Genomic DNA, 15,649 nt, shown 5'->3' on the forward strand with positions numbered 1-15,649 from the left:
TCGTCCGGAATTGGAGTCCAGCGATGTCAACATTCAGTCGAGAACACGGGCCAGTCCCATGTCAGTGCACTTGATGCAGTTTTCGGAGCTTCTCGCAGCTCTCGCGGTCAGGGACATCAAGGTCTGGGTAGAAGGCGACCAGCTGCGGTGCAATGCGCCCGCTGGCGCACTGACGGCGGAGATTCGCGACCAGTTGCGGGATCGGAAGGGCGAGATCGTCGCTTTTCTGAACATGGCCACGGCCGTGGCCCGACAACAGCCCGCAATCATTCCCCTGCAGCCTCGCGGAACACGCCCGCCCATTTACGCCGTACCCGGACATGTCGGCGCACCCTTCACATTCTCGGACTTGTCCAAGCGCCTGGGCAGCGATCAGCCGTTCTACGCACTCCAACCGTCTGGCTTGGATGGGCAGAGCGAGCCGATGGACCGCGTCGAAGATATCGCCGAGTACTTCGCCCGCCAGATCGTCGAATATCAGCCGACCGGTCCGTACATCATTGCCGGCTACTGCTCCGGCGCTCCAACAGCTTTCGAACTGGCGAAAATCCTGAGACAACGCGGAGCAGAGGTCCCATGTCTTGCGCTCTTTGGCCCTCTTCACCCCGCCACCCATGCGGAATTGCCGCGTCTGCTGTATTTCACTGCCAGGGGTAGTGCCGAAGCGATCTGGCGAGAGATGGCGAAGCTCCCGACATTCAGCGCCCGTCTCCGATATGTCGGCAGTCGCCTCAGCAAATGCTTCCGCGCCCTCACGGCCCTCGTTCGCAAAAGCGAGGAGCCTGTTATCACAGATCCGGTGCTGGCGAGCAGGGCTCGACTCAAATCCACGGCGATCACTGCTTTTCGGCGGTACATTCTCACTCCGTACTCGGGTCGAGTATGTATATTCCTTCCTAACAAGGCCTGGCTGCGATCGGGTGCAGCGCCACGCCGATGGCTTGAAGTGGTGCCCCATGCCGAATTTTATTTCGGGCCTGAGCACTGCAACGAATCCTCCATGCTGGAGGAGCCTGACGCACCTGCCATCGCAGAGCTTTATCGCCGGGCAACACGCAAGCGGAACAATTAATGTGATTTGATTTTTTGATTGCCGATGGGAGCGTATCTGATGAATGAGGTCCTACCTATCACGGCGGAGGGCGCGACGCTTTCTCTGCTGAAAGTTGCCGATCATCAGGCGCTGATTGTCGAGTACAACGCCACGGCAGCGCGCTACCCATCGGACAGGACGATCATCGATCTCTTCCGCGACCAGGGGATGCGTAGTCCTGACGCTGAAGCGATCCGCTTCGGCGATGCAACGCTAACGTACCGGCAGCTCGACGAACGCTCAAACCAGATGGCCGCGCACTTGAACTCGACCGGCGTAGGGCCGGGACGGATTGTTGTTGTGTTCATGGAGCACTCCATTGAAGCTGTCGTTGCGATCTTAGGCGTCATGAAGTCCGGCGCAGCCTATGTGCCGGTGGATGCGGCAACGCCAGAGGGGCGTATCGCAATAATCCTGAAGGACATTTCCAACGGGATCGACGGACGGGTGCCGGTGGCGATCACTCAGGCACGCCTGCAATCCGTCATTTCCCCGAACCTTGCCGACATTTTCGTGCTCGACGCCGATTTCGGTTCGATTTTGAATCAACCGGACTCGGCCCGACCGTCCGCTGCTACGCCGGACGGCACCGCCTATATCATCTTCACATCCGGCTCGACCGGTACTCCCAAAGGCGTCGAGATCGAGCACCGGAGCCTTGTGAACTACATCTGGTGGGCCGCTCGAGTGTACAGTTCCGGTGAACGTCTCGCGTGGCCTCTTTTCTCATCCTTCGCTTTCGACCTAACCGTTACAACGCTCTTCACGCCACTCATCACCGGCGGCTGCATCGTGGTCTATCTTGGTGATCCCGGAATGCAAAGCTTCGTCGTGCTGAAGGTCATCGACGACAATGCCGTCGATGTCATAAAGCTGACGCCGGCGCATCTCGCGATGATCCGCGACCGCAATCTTGAAAGCACAAGATTGCGCAAGTTCATCGTGGGCGGCGAGGACTTCAAGACCGAGTTGGCTCGTGATATCGTGAAAACTATCCCCCACCCTATTGAGATCTACAACGAGTACGGACCAACCGAAGCCACGGTGGGCTGCATGATCCACCGTTTCGACATCGACCGGGATCAATCCGCATCGGTGCCGATCGGCGTTCCCGCCGCCAATGCAGGAGTCTATGTCCTCAGCAAAGCATATCAGCCGACCGGTCCCGGCATCATCGGTGAGATGTTCATTGCCGGCGATGGTCTCGCGAAAGGCTATTTCAATCGCCCTGATCTGACCGACGAGCGGTTCCGCACGGCCACCGATCCCCGAGATGGGTTTTCGAAGCTACGGCTGTATAAGACGGGTGACCTCGCCCGCTGGAACTCGGAAGGGCGCTTGGAATTCCTCGGCCGCGCCGATCATCAGGTGAAGATCGGTGGCGCACGTGTCGAACTGGGCGAGATCGAAGCGCGGCTTCTCAAGCACCCGCACGTACCCGAATGCGCTGTCGTCGCCATCACCACCTCGGTGACGAAACCAGCGACACAAGAAATGGCCCAAATCGGGTATGTCGAATCGCCAGCGGCCGAAGACGGCATCGCGCGACTCGTGGCCTACTATGTATCGTCGGAACCTCTGGCCGTGGCAGACCTGCGTGCTCATCTCGCCGAAGAACTCTTGGAGTCCATGATTCCGACCCACTATGTTCGCCTCGAACGGATGCCGCTCACGTCCAATGGCAAGATTGACCGCTCCTCACTTCCCCAGCCGACGGCGGAAAACATCCAGCCTGCACAGGACTTCGGCGCCCCCTCGACGGAGACCGAGAAGACGCTGGCCGCGCTGTGGTGCGATCTTTTGAAGATCGGGTCGATCGGACGTCACGACAACTTTTTTGACTTGGGGGGAGAGTCGCTCCTGGTGATGAGGGCGGTGTCGCGCATGCGAAAGACCTTCGGCGTCGACGTGCAACTTCGCAACCTCTTCGAGCGCCCTACACTAGCCGAACTGGCGGAAGTGATCGACGGAATGCGCTGGGCTGCCGATTCCAGATCCGCTTCACGCTCAGAGGGCCCGAGAGAGGAAATCGAACTCTAGCTTACTGGAATGGCTCCGATTGGCCTTGGGGCACCAATCCGGACGAAAGCTTTTGCGTTGGACTCATAGCAGAGCGAACGAAGATGATGGACAAAGCCTGGGTACCGGCGCGAGGATCGGGGCTGCCTTGGGTGGCGGCGGAGTATGAGCTCTTACGGGACCAGGTCCGCCGGTTCGTCGAGGAGGAGATCAAACCGTGTGCGGATCGCTGGGAAGAGGAGGGATTCGTTCCCCGTCCGATACTGCGCCGCATGGGCGAACTCGGCTTCTTCGGCATCCGCTACCCGGCGGAGTATGGTGGTGCCGAGATGGACGCGGTCGCATCAACGGTCTTCGCCGAGGAGCTCGGGCGCTCGACCTATGGCGGCGTCGCCGATGCGATGCTGGTCCATGCCGACATGGCTTCTGCGTATGTCTTTCACGAGGGGACCAAAGTCCAGCGGGCCCGCTGGATGCCGGGAATTATCAGCGGCGAAGTGATCACCGCGGTTGCGATCACGGAGCCGGATGCGGGCTCGGACGTCAAGGCCATCCGCACGCGCGCGCTCCGAGATGGCGACTCTTACGTCCTCGACGGCACGAAGCTCTACATCACGAACGGCGTCCATGCGGATCTCTACTGCGTTGCAGCCAAGACTGATGCCTCGGCAGGAAGCAACGGGATCACGATGTTCCTCGTCGAGAAGGGCACGCCAGGCTTTACCGTCGCCCGTGAACTGGAAAAGCAGGGTTGGCGCTCCTCGGATACGGCAGAGCTTGTCTTCGATGGCTGCCGTATTCCCGCCGAGAACGTGCTCGGCGCGGAGGGGCAGGGCTTCTACTCCATCATGCGCAACTTCCAGAACGAGCGCCTTGTCCTCGCCGCCATGGCAATAGGGACAGCCGAGGTGGCGATCGATATGACCCTCACTTACGTGAAAGCTCGCCGTGCATTCGGAGGCGTCCTGTGGGACATGCAGGCGATCCGTCAACGTCTCGCGATGCTCTCCGCGAAGGTGGAGGCAAGCCGCGAGTTTCTCTATGCCACCGCTTGGCGCATGGCGGCGGACGAAGATTGCCTGCGCGAGATATCGATGTTGAAGGCCATTTGCGGCGAACTCGTCAACGAGGTCGTGTATGCGTGTGTGCAGTTCCACGGCGCTATGGGTGTCATGCGCGAGAGCCCGATCGAGCGGATAGCGCGTGACGCCCGCATCCTCTCTATCGCCGGCGGCGCAACGGAGGTGATGCTGGAGGTGGTCGCGTCGATGTCGTGAGCTTAATGCGGCGTTGAGGACACGATGAACCAGAAATCCTTTCGTGAAGCCCCCTCTATTTGAGGGGGTGGACGCCTGTCCTTATCGCAAATCAAATCCGGGTATATTGATGGTGCAGTCCGCCCAGGATCGGACGACAGAGAATGCGTCCGGCTGTCTCGGCGGCGCGTGACATCGGCGCGTCCTTGTTTAATGACAAATGGGTGCGCGTGCCGTTGTAATAGCCCATGTACGACAGCAGCACGTGGCGCAGATGGCGTTCGCCGAATACCACGACATGATCAATGCATTCCCTGCGGATCGAACCGATAAGCCGTTCGGCATATGCATTTTGCCACGGTGAGCGCGGCGACGTCGGGCGATCTCGAATGCCGATGGACCGAACCCGGCGCATGAATATTTCGCCGTATGCACCATCGCGGTCCCGGATCAGGTAACGAGGGATTTGCTCCCAGCCACACGCCTCCGTCAGTTGGTTGGCGATCCATTCGGCCGTCGGATGCGCGGCGACCCCAAACCATAGGATCTGCCGGCGGCCATGGCCCATAATCAGCACTCCATAGACAGGACGAAAGAAAATTGTCGGCACCACGAAAAGGTCCATCGCGGCGATACCGTCAGCGTGGTTACGAAGGAACGTCTTCCACCCCTGCGACGGAGGGGCCCTCCTCCGCGCCATATACTTGGCCACACTGGTCTGGCCGATATCGATGCCAAGCTTGAGAAGCTCACCATGGATTCTCGGCGCTCCCCACAACGGATTGGCGATGCTCATCTCGCGGATCAGCCGGCGAATTTCCAACGACACAGCCGGTCGACCGCAGCGAAGCCTCGATTTCCAGCGCCCATACGATCTGAAACCGGCACGATGCCAGCGGATCACGGTGTCCGGTCGGACGATTGCCAGTGCATCATACATCAATATCAGTCTGTCAATCGAGATGAAGGGAGGTCTTTTGGGACGGGTTCGCCGCAACACATTGATTTGGCCGCGTCGCAACATCGTGCGCTCGGCAGCCTGCGGTTCCTTCACCTTGACGACCATTTCAGCGCGAGCAAATATTTCCTGCGGTGTATCGACAATTTCAGCCCCGGCATTGGCATATTCATCGTCCGTCAGGCCCGACCCGACGCCGGCGGATTTCTCAATAATAACCGTGTGGCCGCGATGGGTGAGCTCGGCAACTGTGGCGGGCGTCAAGCCGACCCGAAATTCATTGTCTTTGGTTTCTTTTGGCGCGCCAACTAACATTCTTTGTCACCCGAAATCGCCAACTAGGCGGGCTTCACTTGACTGTCCTCGCCAAAGCTTGCTCGCGATGGGAGCATGAGAGTGATTACACCCGCGCCCTGTCGTTGTCCCGCCTTGCCTACAACCTCGAGAACCTGTTCAGCCCAGGGCTGGCAACCGCGCTGTTGACGGTGATCTCGTTCAATACCTTGTTCTCAAGCACCGTCATCGGTTTCCTCTGCTCGGCATTGTTGGTCGTCTCAGTGCAACTGCCCTCTCCTACGACGGCAACGGAGGTCGGCCAGTCCTTCTATAGTAAGGCCACCCGCGGTATCCGCATCTATCTGGCGACGCCGCGCCTGCGCGGTTTGCTTGCCCTGAACCTGTCGGTAGCAGCAGCAACGACAAGGTCACCGGAATGAGCGCGGGCAACCTGCCGGTTAAGAAGTTCAAATCCAGCAAGAAGATGGCTGGCCTCAATGGGGACAAGTTGCAGGTCGCCGCCAACGGCGCGCTGCAACTCGCGCAGATGGATACGTCCTACTATGCCTATTGCTTTGATACCGGCGTGGATTTTGAGTGCTACTGGTATCCTGCGACCGACGTCGTCGTAACAGACCCGTGGTCGCCTTACCCGTACTGATCGAAAACACTTGCAACCCGTTGCGGCAGACTACTGCCGCGGGTTGCGACACTGTCAGCTGTTCGTCGTCAGGTAATTTGAGACTGATCAGGCGTTTCGAGAAGGGAGGCTCTGGCTCATCAGGGGTTAGAGTTTAAGCGGCCTGCAGTCGGTGCTGCAAGCGACGGTTTGCGATGGTGACAAGTTTGATGCGTCTGCGTTCTGCAAGGATCGTCTCGGCCCTGCCGAAGTAGACATCGGCTGGAGTCAGGAATGCCGAATAGTGATCTCCTCGAAATTCTCCACACCCCAAAGATTGCGGTTCATGCAGACGGCGCGGAGATAGAAACTTGCAACGCCGAGGATCTTGCTCCCAACTTCGCTATTCCAGCAATAAACCCCCGGAAATACAAATCCGGCGATCCGTCCGACAGGCGGCCCGCCTCGATCGGGCGCCCGAAGAGATTCGAACTCCTGCCCCCATCAAGAGCAATCTGGACCGTCGAGCTGGATTCTCCCCCTGCGAAAATCCTAGGAACAACCCGATTTTTGGCGCGCATCGCGCCCAAAAAGTACGGAATGAAGTTGAGTGGCGGAGCGAGAGGGCTTCGAACTCCGGCACGGTTTAAAAAAAGGGCTCGAAGGTGCGCTGGCCCATTACCTGACATTCGCTTCGGCGAGATCAATTGCAGAAAGGACTGGTATTCGTAGACAAAGCGAGCATTGCTGTGCCTTAAGACAAACCCTGGGACAGGGCCCCGCAGCGCAACATAGCTGACGGGGCCTCGGGTGGTGCGACACTGATGTCGCGTCATTCGGAGGGTTTAATGCAGAAGTCATCCCGCAATTGTAAGCCGTCGAAGCGCGCTGGCCGGGCAAAAGCTGCTCGTGCATTGAAGGCGGCAAAAACAGCGCGTTACTCCGCGCGGCCACCAGCCCTGGAAAGAACGAACAAGCAAACAAAGCTGCTTGATCTTCTGAGGCGGCCAGCGGGTGCGACCATTGCTGCACTCACGGAGGCGTCGGGCTGGCAGCAACATTCCGTGCGCGGATTTTTGGCTGGTGTGGTCCGCAAGAAACTCGGGCTCGATTTGGTCTCGGCCGTTGAAGCCGATCAGCGCACCTACCGCATCATTGCAGCGAAGCAAGCCCGATGATGGTCCGAGCATCGAAGGGCGGGCTGGCGCGTAGTCGCGATCTCGGTGGTCGACGACCGCAGTCGCGTGGTCTCAGGTCCAACCGGTCCGCGCTGGCGCATCTTCCGAAGCATCTGCAGACAGCGATCGTAAGCTATCGGAGGCAGGCAGATCAGTCGGGCGACCTCAATCCGGCCATTCGCCAGTTCCTCGATCGTATCGTCGAGAAGGAGACACGCGAGTCCGTCATGGCCAAGCTCATCGCCTTCGACCGCGGCCAGCTAGAGTTCAAGGCCGGCACCATCCTGATCCGGGAATGGAATGGCATCACCCATCGAGCCATCGCTGTGGACAATGGCTTCCTATGGGACGGGACACGGTACGACAGCCTTTCGGCCATCGCCTTCGCCATCACCGGCACCCGCTGGAATGGGCCCCGCTTCTTTGGCCTGCGGGATAGCGCGGTCATTGGAGAGGTTGGGCCATGAGGGCCCGGGATACGGCGGTGGTCCGATGCGCGATCTATACCCGGGTCTCGACCGACAACGGCCTCGACCAGGAGTTCAACTCGCTGGATGCCCAATATGAGGCCTCCAGCGCCTACATCAAAAGCCAGGCTCATGCCGGCTGGGTGCAGGTCAAAACCCGCTATGACGATGGCGGCTTCTCAGGCGGATCGACCGACCGGCCGGCCCTTCAGAGCCTGCTGGAGGATATCCGAGCCCGCAAGATCAACGTCATCGTCGTCTACAAGGTCGACCGCCTGACCCGCTCGCTCGCCGATTTTGCCAAACTGGTGGAGCTGTTCGATGCCCATGGGGTGTCGTTTGTCTCGGTCACCCAGCAGTTCAATACCACGACCTCCATGGGGCGACTGACGCTGAATGTCCTGCTGTCCTTTGCCCAGTTCGAACGGGAGGTCACGTCGGAACGCATCCGGGACAAGGTCGCAGCCTCCAAGAAAAAAGGCATCTGGGTCGGTGGCCCTCTCCCCCTCGGCTACGCCATGAAGAAGGGCAAGGTGGCCGTCGTCGAAGAGGAAGCCGAGCGGGTCCGCCAGATCTTCACCCGTTACCTCGAACTTGGCAGCGTCCGCGCCCTGATGCGGGATCTCAGGGAACGCAACATCGTCAGCAAGCAACGACTTTTCAAGACCGGAGCGGTCCGGGGCGGTGTTCCATTCGGCTGTGGAGCTTTATTCTACCTGCTGCGCAACCGCTTCTACATTGGCGAGGTCAACTACAAGGGGCAGATCTATCCGGGCGAACAGCCCCCGATCCTGGATCGCGACCTCTTCGACCGCGTCCAGCAGATGCTCTCGGACCAGCGGAGCCATCAGACTAGAACTCGGGTCCCGTTCACGCACCTTCTCACTGGCCTGATCTTTGACGACGCCGGCCATCGCATGTCGCCGACCCAGGCCCAGAAGAAGGGACGGCGTTACAGCTACTACGTGTCCCGTCCGCTTCTGTTTGGGAACGCCGCCACAGCCGATGTGGGCTCGGTCTCACGCGTGCCCGCCCCGGAGGTCGATGATCGGGTCCGCAAAGTTGTTCTGGAGCCTAGGCATGGTCAGCTGAAAGCCTCTGGTCCGACCGACAATGCATTCGCCCGCTCGGTCATCGAGCGCATCGACGTCCAGAAAACCCGTCTCGTCGTGCAGCTGAAGCAGGATCCCGACAATCCCATCGAAGAAGACGACTCCACCGTCGTCATCCCCTGGACCAAGCCACCGTCCAAACGCGCGCGGTCCATCCTGCGCCCGACCTCCGCCAGGCTCCCGCTACGCCCGATGAAGCTGGAGCGCCGGGCCACGCTCGTTGCCGCGATTGCCCGCGGCCGGCGTTGGCTTGATGAACTCATCACGGACTCAACGACAGACGCACAAGCCATCGCAAAACGCGAGCGTTGCAGCCTGCGTCACGTCAACATGACGCTGTCGATGGTCTTCCTCTCGCCATCGCTCGTCAAGGCCGCTGTTGAAGGTCAGCTGCCACGCGGCATCGGTCTCAAGCAACTGCGCGAACTCCCGCTCGAATGGGATCGCCAGTTTGAGGCGCTCGCGCTCGATCCGATCTGACGAGCGGCCGCGCTCTACGACCCAGCTGCGCGTGCTTTACACATGATCTGAGAGGTGATCCTGCATCTGCGGAGGGATTCTACTATGGGGCGAGATAGATCTGGATTCGTCAGGCTGATTGCTGGCCCGAACCACGAAAGAGATTTTTGCTACCGAACTGGACGCCGCTCCAGCCGTTCTTGAATTGCTTAAATACCCTCACTGACTGTCCGGTCAGGAACGGGAATTTCGTCCCCAGAGACAGGCGACCCCAACCACAGAAATCAAACACCAAAAGCCGGCAGAGACTCAGCCCCGCAAAAACAGGCCTAGAAATCCCGCGAAAAGCGGGGCATTTGCGCGACGGTCCACGATGTCTGGTTTGCGGAGACTGGATGGTGGGCGCACCAGGGCTCGAACCTGGGACCCGCTGATTAAGAGTCAGCTGCTCTACCAACTGAGCTATGCGCCCGGAACTGTCCGGAAATCCCTTGCGGGACGGGGGTCCGTGTAGCAAAGCGAACCCGCGATGTCCAGCAAAGCAGCGGCGCTTTCCCGCTTTCGCAGCAACTTTTGCAAAACGCGAAAAAGCCGCCGAATCCGGCAGCTCCTCGTATCGTGGCGATATTCCCTCCGGGGTTATCAGAGCCGTCCAGGCTTCTCCTCGTCATGGCGGCTGCCAGAGCCGCCCCGGTCACCGTCCCGATCATTGTGATCGAACCGATCGCCCCCGCGGTCAAAGCGGTGATGGCGCAATCCCATCCCGCCGAACCCGTGACCCATGCGGGTGAGCACCGTCAGCCGCCGCTTTTGGCCGTCGTCGAGGGTCTTGTAAAGCGGGTCGGCGGCATCGGCGATCTTCTTCAAAGCCGCCGCGGTCTCGGCCATGCGATCGGCGCGCGTGCGTAGGCGGGCCACCGGATCGACAGGCGCCTGCTGTTCGCGCGCGTCGTCCTTCGTTGACTGCATCCGGGCGTTGGCACGGTCGATCCGCAGCTTGGCGAAATCACGAACCGCCTGCTCCACTGGCGGCCACAGTTTCTCCTGATCCGGCGTCAGCTTGAGGCCAGCGTGGACCGCAGCGATCCGCGCATCGGCAAAGGCCGTCCTGTCCTGTGGACTGAACTGCGTGTGCTCGTGGAACCATGAGTGATGCTGATGGGCATACACCGCGGTCGAACCGGCAATGGCAAGCGCTGCGACACCGGCGAGAATGGCCTTCTTCATGGAACCCTCCTTTGCAAGGTCCGATGAAGATGGATGCGCACGGCACGCCAGGCAAATTACATCTTCGCAACGGTGGCCTCTCTTACGAAGATGTAATCTGCCGCAACCAACGGAACCTTCAACACGGGACCAATATCGCAAATGCAAACGGCGCCTCGCGGCGCCGTCCGATTTGTTTTGTCATTTTTGCAACGTAAAGAATCAGCTCGCGGCGGCGGCCGAAGGCAGGTCGCGCTGATGCTTCATCACGATCTTGTTGAGCGCGCCGAGATAGGCCTTGGCGGAGGCGACCAGCGTATCCGGATCGGCGGCCTTCGATGTCATCGCGCGACCATCCTGGCTGAGACGCACCGACACTTCCGCCTGCGCGTCCGTGCCCTGGGTCACCGCATGAACCTGATAGAGTTCGAGCTTGGCCTCATGCGGCACCAGCCTTTTGATACAATTGAACACCGCATCCACCGGACCGTTGCCCTCGGCTTCCTCGATCCGGGTCTGGCCGTCGACCGTGAGCTTCATGGTCGCACGCTGCGGACCATGGGTGCCTGCGATCACCGTCAACGACGACAGCTTGATGCGATCGTGCGAGGCAGCCATTTCCTCGTCGACCAGCGCAACGATGTCCTCGTCGTAGATGTCCTTCTTGCGATCGGCCAGCGCCTTGAAGCGCACGAACGCATCCTGCAACTGGTTCTCGGCCAGCTTGTAGCCGAGTTCCTCCAGCTTATGCTGGAAGGCATGGCGGCCGGAATGCTTGCCCATCACCAGCGAGGTCTGCTTCACGCCGACGCTCTCCGGCGTCATGATCTCGTAGGTCTGCGCGTTCTTCAGCATGCCGTCCTGATGAATGCCGCTCTCATGCGCGAACGCGTTCCGGCCGACGATCGCCTTGTTGTATTGCACCGGGAACGAGGTCGCCGCCGACACCAGCTTGGAGGCGCTGGTCAGCATCGTGCTCTCGACGTTGCACCAGTACGGCATGACATCGCCGCGGGTCTTGATCGCCATCACGACTTCTTCCAGCGCGGCGTTGCCCGCCCGCTCGCCGATACCGTTGATCGTGGATTCCACCTGGCGCGCGCCACCCTCGACGCCGGCCAGCGAGTTGGCGACGGCGAGACCCAGATCGTCATGGCAGTGCACCGAGAAGATTGCCTTGTCGGCGTTCGGCACCCGCTCGCGAATGGTTTTGAACATCCGCCGGTACTCGTCCGGCACCGCATAGCCGACGGTGTCCGGCAGGTTGATGGTGGTGGCACCGGCCGCGATCGCGGTCTCCACGCATTTGCACAGATAGTCGATCGGGGTGCGGGTCGCGTCCATTGCCGACCATTCGACGTCCTCGACCAGGTTGCGCGCCTGCGTCACCGTCGCGGTGATGATCTCCAGCACCTCGGCCTCGCTCTTGCGCATCTGATGCGCCAGATGGATCGGCGAAGTGGAGACGAAGGTGTGGATACGGCCTCGCCTTGCGTGGCGCACGGCTTCGCCGGCACGGGCGATATCACCGGGAATGGCGCGGGCTAGACCTGCGATCACCGCATTCTTGGCGTTCTTTGCAATCTGCGCGACCGCCTCGAAATCGCCGACCGAAGCGATCGGGAAGCCGGCTTCGATGATGTCGACACCCATGTTGTCGAGCATCTCTGCAACCTCGAGCTTCTCCTCGAAAGTCATGGTAGCGCCGGGGCATTGCTCGCCGTCGCGCAGGGTCGTGTCAAAAATAACGACGCGGTCCTTGTCGGACTTGTTCGCGGTAGTCATGGGAAAAGGTCCTCTGGGTCAATGCGCCAATGCAGGCGCTCGAAGGGGTCTGGTGTTCCTGCGTCCCCCTGAGTGCCCAGGCAACAACTGCCCAGCCGGCGCTCAGGGGCCGATAAGAAGCAGAAGCCCGCCATTCAGCAGGGTGGGCATGAACGCAGCCGGAATCGCTTCGGAACCAGCGGCAACCGCCGTCTTCCCGTGAACTCCAGTCATTTCGCTGCGAATCAGCATTACCGGACCCTTTAGCGGGGCAATTCTCGGCCCAAACCGTTGACGGTTCGTTGCCTGCGCCCTTCAGGTAGAGGTTCTAAACGAGAATGCCCCGATATCGCAATGCCAAAAGATGGTCAGCGAGGCTGCCATTCTCCCATAGGAACCAGCGCCGCACGCCGTCCAAAACACCTTCGCTTATTTCCGCGGCTGCGGTCCTCTCGGTCTCCGGGATGGGGACGATGCTGAAACAGCCTCGGACTTCCCTGTTGCGGAGTTCTTCACCGCAACCTTCTTCGACCCCGCCGCACTCCTGCCTTCGCTCTCCAGTGCCTTCCGAACCTTGTTGAACTCGCTCAGTTCGCTCTTGTCGACCTTCGGGAAATGCAGGTCCAGCTTGTCCAGCGTGCTGACGATGGTCGACCCGATCACGACGCGCGCAAACCACTTGTGGTCGGCCGGCACCACATGCCACGGCGCATGGAGCGAGGCGGTATGTCGGATCATGTCCTGATACGCCGCCTGATACATGTCCCAGAGCTTCCGCTCGGCAACATCGCCCATCGAGAACTTCCAGTTCTTCGCCGGCTCCTCCAGGCGTTCGAGAAAGCGCTGGCGCTGTTCCTCTTTCGAGACGTTGAGGAAGAATTTCAGCACCACCGTGCCATTATGGGCGAGATATTTTTCGAAAGCCGAAATATCCTCGAAACGTTCGCGCCAGATGGTCTTTGTCACGAGCCTTGGCGGAATCTTCTGCTTCGCCAGAATTTCGGGATGCACGCGCACCACCAGAACTTCCTCGTAATACGACCGGTTGAAGATGCCGATGCGCCCGCGTTCAGGAAGCCGCCGCGCCGCGCGCCACATGAAGTCGTGATCGAGTTCTTCCGTTGAGGGCTGCTTGAAGGAATGCACATCGCAGCCCTGCGGGTTGACGCCATCGAACACGCTCTCGATGGCGCTGTCCTTGCCGGCGGCGTCCATGCCCTGGAAGATCAAAAGCAGCGACCAGCGATCCTGCGCATAGAGTTTTTCCTGCAAATCGCTGAGGCGGTCGCGGTTGGCTTTGATGATTTCCTGCCCGCCGTCCTTGTCGATGCCGCCGCGCTCCGCGGTCTTGCATGAGGCAAGATGAAACGCCTTCATGCCATCGACACGAAAGGGGTCCACGAAAACCTTGGAATCAACGGCATCCTGCTGATTTTTCTTGCCCATGAAGCGCACTCCGGTTTCCGGCGACATCAAGACAATATAGCCCGGCGGCTGATGTCAAACCGCCATCGCCGCCACATGATCGATGAATGCCGTCACATACACCGGTATCGCCGGGGTAAAATCCGCGCGGCTTCGCACCAGATGGATCGCACTAAATTCCGGTGCAGCCTGTCCCGCGAGCGTGCGTGCGATCCGCGCGCGCAGCGCCTCGCCCTTCATATCCACGTCTAAAAGCTGAATAATAGCGATCAGCGGCCCGGCGACGACGCAATACCAACAGGGGTTGGCGCGATACAGGTGTGAGGCAAGGCCGGTCTCCTCGCCGACTTCGCGGGCGATCCCGATCGCAAGATCGAGCTTGCCGTCACGGATATCACAGGGGTCGGACATACCGGCGGGGAAATAGATGCGACCAGCATTCGCGGTGTTTGCGCCCATTTCGCCCAATACGAACAGACGGTCGCTACTGCGCAGCGCGCCCATGCCGAAGCCGTTGAAAACGTCCTTGTCAGGAAAGCCCCAGTCTCGCCAAGCGAGAAAGCTCGCAAAGTCGGTCTCGAAATAGTCCGCGCGAAAGCACCCGCCGTCGAACTGCCGGTTGCGGCCGAGCAGGATACGCCCGTTCCACAGCGCCGGGGTTTTGACGCGCAGCGCGGCGAAATGAGCATCGATCTCGCTACGCCGCTCTTCGGCGAAGGCCCAGCGCCAAGGCCGGACTGCAAGATCCAGCCGGGTGACGCGATGGATGACGGGCTTCGTCACGCTGCGCTACCTGCGCGTTGGTCTATGCGACGGTGAGCGCGTCTGCGTGCGGCGTTCCGGTGATTTCCAACCCGATTGCGACATTGTCGAGTACGTCTTCCAAGGAAACAATGCATCGGATTGAAACAGAGAACCCACATCGTCGTTTTAATCCCGTCAGCGAGCGATGTACAAGACCATGGGCAGCCGCGCCTACACCGACGCAAAACAAAATAAAGGCGGGGACAACAAGATAAAGTTTTCGGCGGTTTTCCGGCTCATCGGCCAATGCACAATTCGGATGGAACTGTGCGTTTGGACTTGGCCGCAAATTTTACCGTTGTCGTCAACGCGATGACGATCTGATTCAAAATCGATCGATTTTTGCAGCTTCGCCGACCTGCCTTTGTGTCGCCAGGCGCTCACAACTCACCGTCTCGTGACAAGCCCGGCAAAGGCTGCACATCATTCCAGCCTCATCGAAAACACGACACTCGGCTGCGGCTGCACCGCTGTATCCGCACGCTCCCGCTCGCCATGAAACAAGAACATTGCAAGACAACGGAGACATGAATGAGACGACGAGTGCTCCCATGCGGGAGCGTGATCGCGCTGGTGTTCCTGCTGAATGGATCGGCCTGCCGGGCCAATGACAGCGATGCGTCGACAGGAACTGTCCATCCCGGAGACATCGTCACGACGATCGCTGAAACCTGGAGCCTCGCGCTTCAGGTCGCGATACGGCGCTCCCGTAGTCGCAACGCGCTTCAGACCGCGATCGAGCGCGAAACCGTGGAAGCAACGCGCCGGTTTGGAACCGTCAGATGCAGCGCGGCTCCCGACGACGAACATGATCCCCTCGCGCTGCTGGTCAGGCGGCGTGTCGATGAGGCGATCGCCTCACTCAAGGCGCGGCTCGCCATCACTTATCGATCCCTGTGCATCGGCGGCAGGCTCGCCGTGACCTTCGACGTCAAGCCCATCGACAAACCGCATTAGCGCCCTCAGACCGGTCTGGACTTGGTGCGACGGCGGCCATGTGATAACCCCGCAAG

The 15,649-nt window shown here is 60.1% G+C and carries 13 protein-coding genes, 1 tRNA gene and 3 pseudogenes; 9 read left to right on the forward strand and 8 right to left on the reverse strand.

From position 1 onward, the window contains the following. Positions 1–58: 58 nt before the first annotated feature. The 3 genes from ACSZOQ_RS10965 to ACSZOQ_RS10975 all read left to right on the forward strand — a co-directional run bounded on the left by ACSZOQ_RS10965 (position 59) and on the right by ACSZOQ_RS10975 (position 4,389). Positions 59–1,072: a thioesterase domain-containing protein gene (locus ACSZOQ_RS10965; RefSeq protein ID WP_439922570.1), complete on the forward strand. Its 1,014-nt coding sequence runs from the start codon at positions 59–61 to the stop codon at positions 1,070–1,072. 24 nt (positions 1,073–1,096) lie between these two features. Continuing rightward, positions 1,097–3,133, forward strand: a complete 2,037-nt coding sequence (locus ACSZOQ_RS10970; protein ID WP_439926017.1) for a non-ribosomal peptide synthetase — start codon at positions 1,097–1,099, stop codon at positions 3,131–3,133. Positions 3,134–3,219: 86 nt separating this feature from the next. Then, positions 3,220–4,389 carry an acyl-CoA dehydrogenase family protein gene (locus ACSZOQ_RS10975; protein WP_439926018.1) on the forward strand — a complete coding sequence of 390 codons (1,170 nt, stop codon included), beginning with the start codon at positions 3,220–3,222 and terminating at the stop codon, positions 4,387–4,389. Between the two features lie 91 nt (positions 4,390–4,480). Here the strand turns inward: ACSZOQ_RS10975 and ACSZOQ_RS10980 are convergent, their stop codons facing one another. After that, positions 4,481–5,641 (reverse strand): integrase core domain-containing protein, encoded by a 1,161-nt coding sequence (locus ACSZOQ_RS10980; RefSeq protein ID WP_439922571.1) that lies wholly within the window; start codon positions 5,639–5,641, stop codon positions 4,481–4,483. 77 nt (positions 5,642–5,718) lie between these two features. Here ACSZOQ_RS10980 and ACSZOQ_RS10985 point away from each other — a divergent pair. Next, positions 5,719–6,021: pseudogene (locus tag ACSZOQ_RS10985) on the forward strand (MFS transporter); the annotation flags it as partial. A 17-nt stretch (positions 6,022–6,038) separates the two neighbouring features. Then, positions 6,039–6,263, forward strand: a complete 225-nt coding sequence (locus ACSZOQ_RS10990) for a hypothetical protein (RefSeq protein ID WP_439922572.1) — start codon at positions 6,039–6,041, stop codon at positions 6,261–6,263. Between the two features lie 249 nt (positions 6,264–6,512). Here ACSZOQ_RS10990 and ACSZOQ_RS10995 read toward each other — a convergent pair. Continuing rightward, positions 6,513–6,694 (reverse strand): annotated as a pseudogene (locus ACSZOQ_RS10995) (DUF932 domain-containing protein); the annotation flags it as partial. Positions 6,695–7,069: 375 nt separating this feature from the next. On the opposite strand from ACSZOQ_RS10995, the gene ACSZOQ_RS11000 reads away from it, so the two are divergent. The 3 genes from ACSZOQ_RS11000 to ACSZOQ_RS11010 are packed head-to-tail and all read left to right on the forward strand — an operon-like array spanning position 7,070 to position 9,458. After that, entirely contained in the window at positions 7,070–7,399 is a 330-nt protein-coding gene (locus ACSZOQ_RS11000) for a DUF3489 domain-containing protein (protein WP_439922573.1), read from the forward strand. After that, complete coding sequence (locus ACSZOQ_RS11005; protein WP_439922574.1) at positions 7,396–7,866, forward strand: DUF2924 domain-containing protein; 471 nt, start codon at positions 7,396–7,398, stop codon at positions 7,864–7,866. The genes ACSZOQ_RS11000 and ACSZOQ_RS11005 overlap by 4 nt, the downstream gene beginning before the upstream one ends. Beyond that, on the forward strand, positions 7,863–9,458 hold the full coding sequence (locus tag ACSZOQ_RS11010; protein ID WP_439922575.1) for a recombinase family protein: 1,596 nt from the start codon (positions 7,863–7,865) through the stop codon (positions 9,456–9,458). The genes ACSZOQ_RS11005 and ACSZOQ_RS11010 overlap by 4 nt, the downstream gene beginning before the upstream one ends. A gap of 375 nt (positions 9,459–9,833) precedes the next feature. Here ACSZOQ_RS11010 and ACSZOQ_RS11015 read toward each other — a convergent pair. The 6 genes and pseudogenes from ACSZOQ_RS11015 to ACSZOQ_RS11040 form a co-directional block, all read right to left on the reverse strand. Beyond that, positions 9,834–9,909: transfer RNA gene (locus tag ACSZOQ_RS11015), tRNA-Lys, on the reverse strand. 170 nt (positions 9,910–10,079) lie between these two features. After that, positions 10,080–10,664, reverse strand: a complete 585-nt coding sequence (locus ACSZOQ_RS11020) for a Spy/CpxP family protein refolding chaperone (protein ID WP_439922576.1) — start codon at positions 10,662–10,664, stop codon at positions 10,080–10,082. 201 nt (positions 10,665–10,865) lie between these two features. Beyond that, the gene (locus ACSZOQ_RS11025) at positions 10,866–12,428 is read right to left on the reverse strand and encodes a 2-isopropylmalate synthase (protein ID WP_439922577.1); all 1,563 of its coding nucleotides are present in this window, start codon (positions 12,426–12,428) and stop codon (positions 10,866–10,868) included. Between the two features lie 408 nt (positions 12,429–12,836). Continuing rightward, entirely contained in the window at positions 12,837–13,853 is a 1,017-nt protein-coding gene (locus tag ACSZOQ_RS11030; RefSeq protein WP_439922578.1) for a polyphosphate kinase 2 family protein, read from the reverse strand. A 54-nt stretch (positions 13,854–13,907) separates the two neighbouring features. After that, entirely contained in the window at positions 13,908–14,615 is a 708-nt protein-coding gene (locus ACSZOQ_RS11035; RefSeq protein ID WP_439922579.1) for an NUDIX hydrolase, read from the reverse strand. A gap of 34 nt (positions 14,616–14,649) precedes the next feature. After that, positions 14,650–14,762: pseudogene (locus tag ACSZOQ_RS11040) on the reverse strand (ABC transporter ATP-binding protein); the annotation flags it as partial. A gap of 405 nt (positions 14,763–15,167) precedes the next feature. On the opposite strand from ACSZOQ_RS11040, the gene ACSZOQ_RS11045 reads away from it, so the two are divergent. Then, complete coding sequence (locus ACSZOQ_RS11045; protein WP_439922580.1) at positions 15,168–15,593, forward strand: hypothetical protein; 426 nt, start codon at positions 15,168–15,170, stop codon at positions 15,591–15,593. Positions 15,594–15,649: the final 56 nt, after the last annotated feature.

Source organism: Nitrobacter sp. JJSN (genome assembly GCF_051912485.1).
Taxonomy (GTDB): domain Bacteria; phylum Pseudomonadota; class Alphaproteobacteria; order Rhizobiales; family Xanthobacteraceae; genus Nitrobacter.

Coding starts and splice junctions, on each gene's coding strand:
- ACSZOQ_RS10965 (WP_439922570.1), top strand. CDS start 59: ATGTCAGTGCACTTGATGCAGTTTTCGGAGCTTCTCGCAGCTCTCGCG.
- ACSZOQ_RS10970 (WP_439926017.1), top strand. CDS start 1,097: ATGGGAGCGTATCTGATGAATGAGGTCCTACCTATCACGGCGGAGGGC.
- ACSZOQ_RS10975 (WP_439926018.1), top strand. CDS start 3,220: ATGGACAAAGCCTGGGTACCGGCGCGAGGATCGGGGCTGCCTTGGGTG.
- ACSZOQ_RS10980 (WP_439922571.1), bottom strand. CDS start 5,641: ATGTTAGTTGGCGCGCCAAAAGAAACCAAAGACAATGAATTTCGGGTC.
- ACSZOQ_RS10990 (WP_439922572.1), top strand. CDS start 6,039: ATGAGCGCGGGCAACCTGCCGGTTAAGAAGTTCAAATCCAGCAAGAAG.
- ACSZOQ_RS11000 (WP_439922573.1), top strand. CDS start 7,070: ATGCAGAAGTCATCCCGCAATTGTAAGCCGTCGAAGCGCGCTGGCCGG.
- ACSZOQ_RS11005 (WP_439922574.1), top strand. CDS start 7,396: ATGATGGTCCGAGCATCGAAGGGCGGGCTGGCGCGTAGTCGCGATCTC.
- ACSZOQ_RS11010 (WP_439922575.1), top strand. CDS start 7,863: ATGAGGGCCCGGGATACGGCGGTGGTCCGATGCGCGATCTATACCCGG.
- ACSZOQ_RS11020 (WP_439922576.1), bottom strand. CDS start 10,664: ATGAAGAAGGCCATTCTCGCCGGTGTCGCAGCGCTTGCCATTGCCGGT.
- ACSZOQ_RS11025 (WP_439922577.1), bottom strand. CDS start 12,428: ATGACTACCGCGAACAAGTCCGACAAGGACCGCGTCGTTATTTTTGAC.
- ACSZOQ_RS11030 (WP_439922578.1), bottom strand. CDS start 13,853: ATGGGCAAGAAAAATCAGCAGGATGCCGTTGATTCCAAGGTTTTCGTG.
- ACSZOQ_RS11045 (WP_439922580.1), top strand. CDS start 15,168: ATGAGACGACGAGTGCTCCCATGCGGGAGCGTGATCGCGCTGGTGTTC.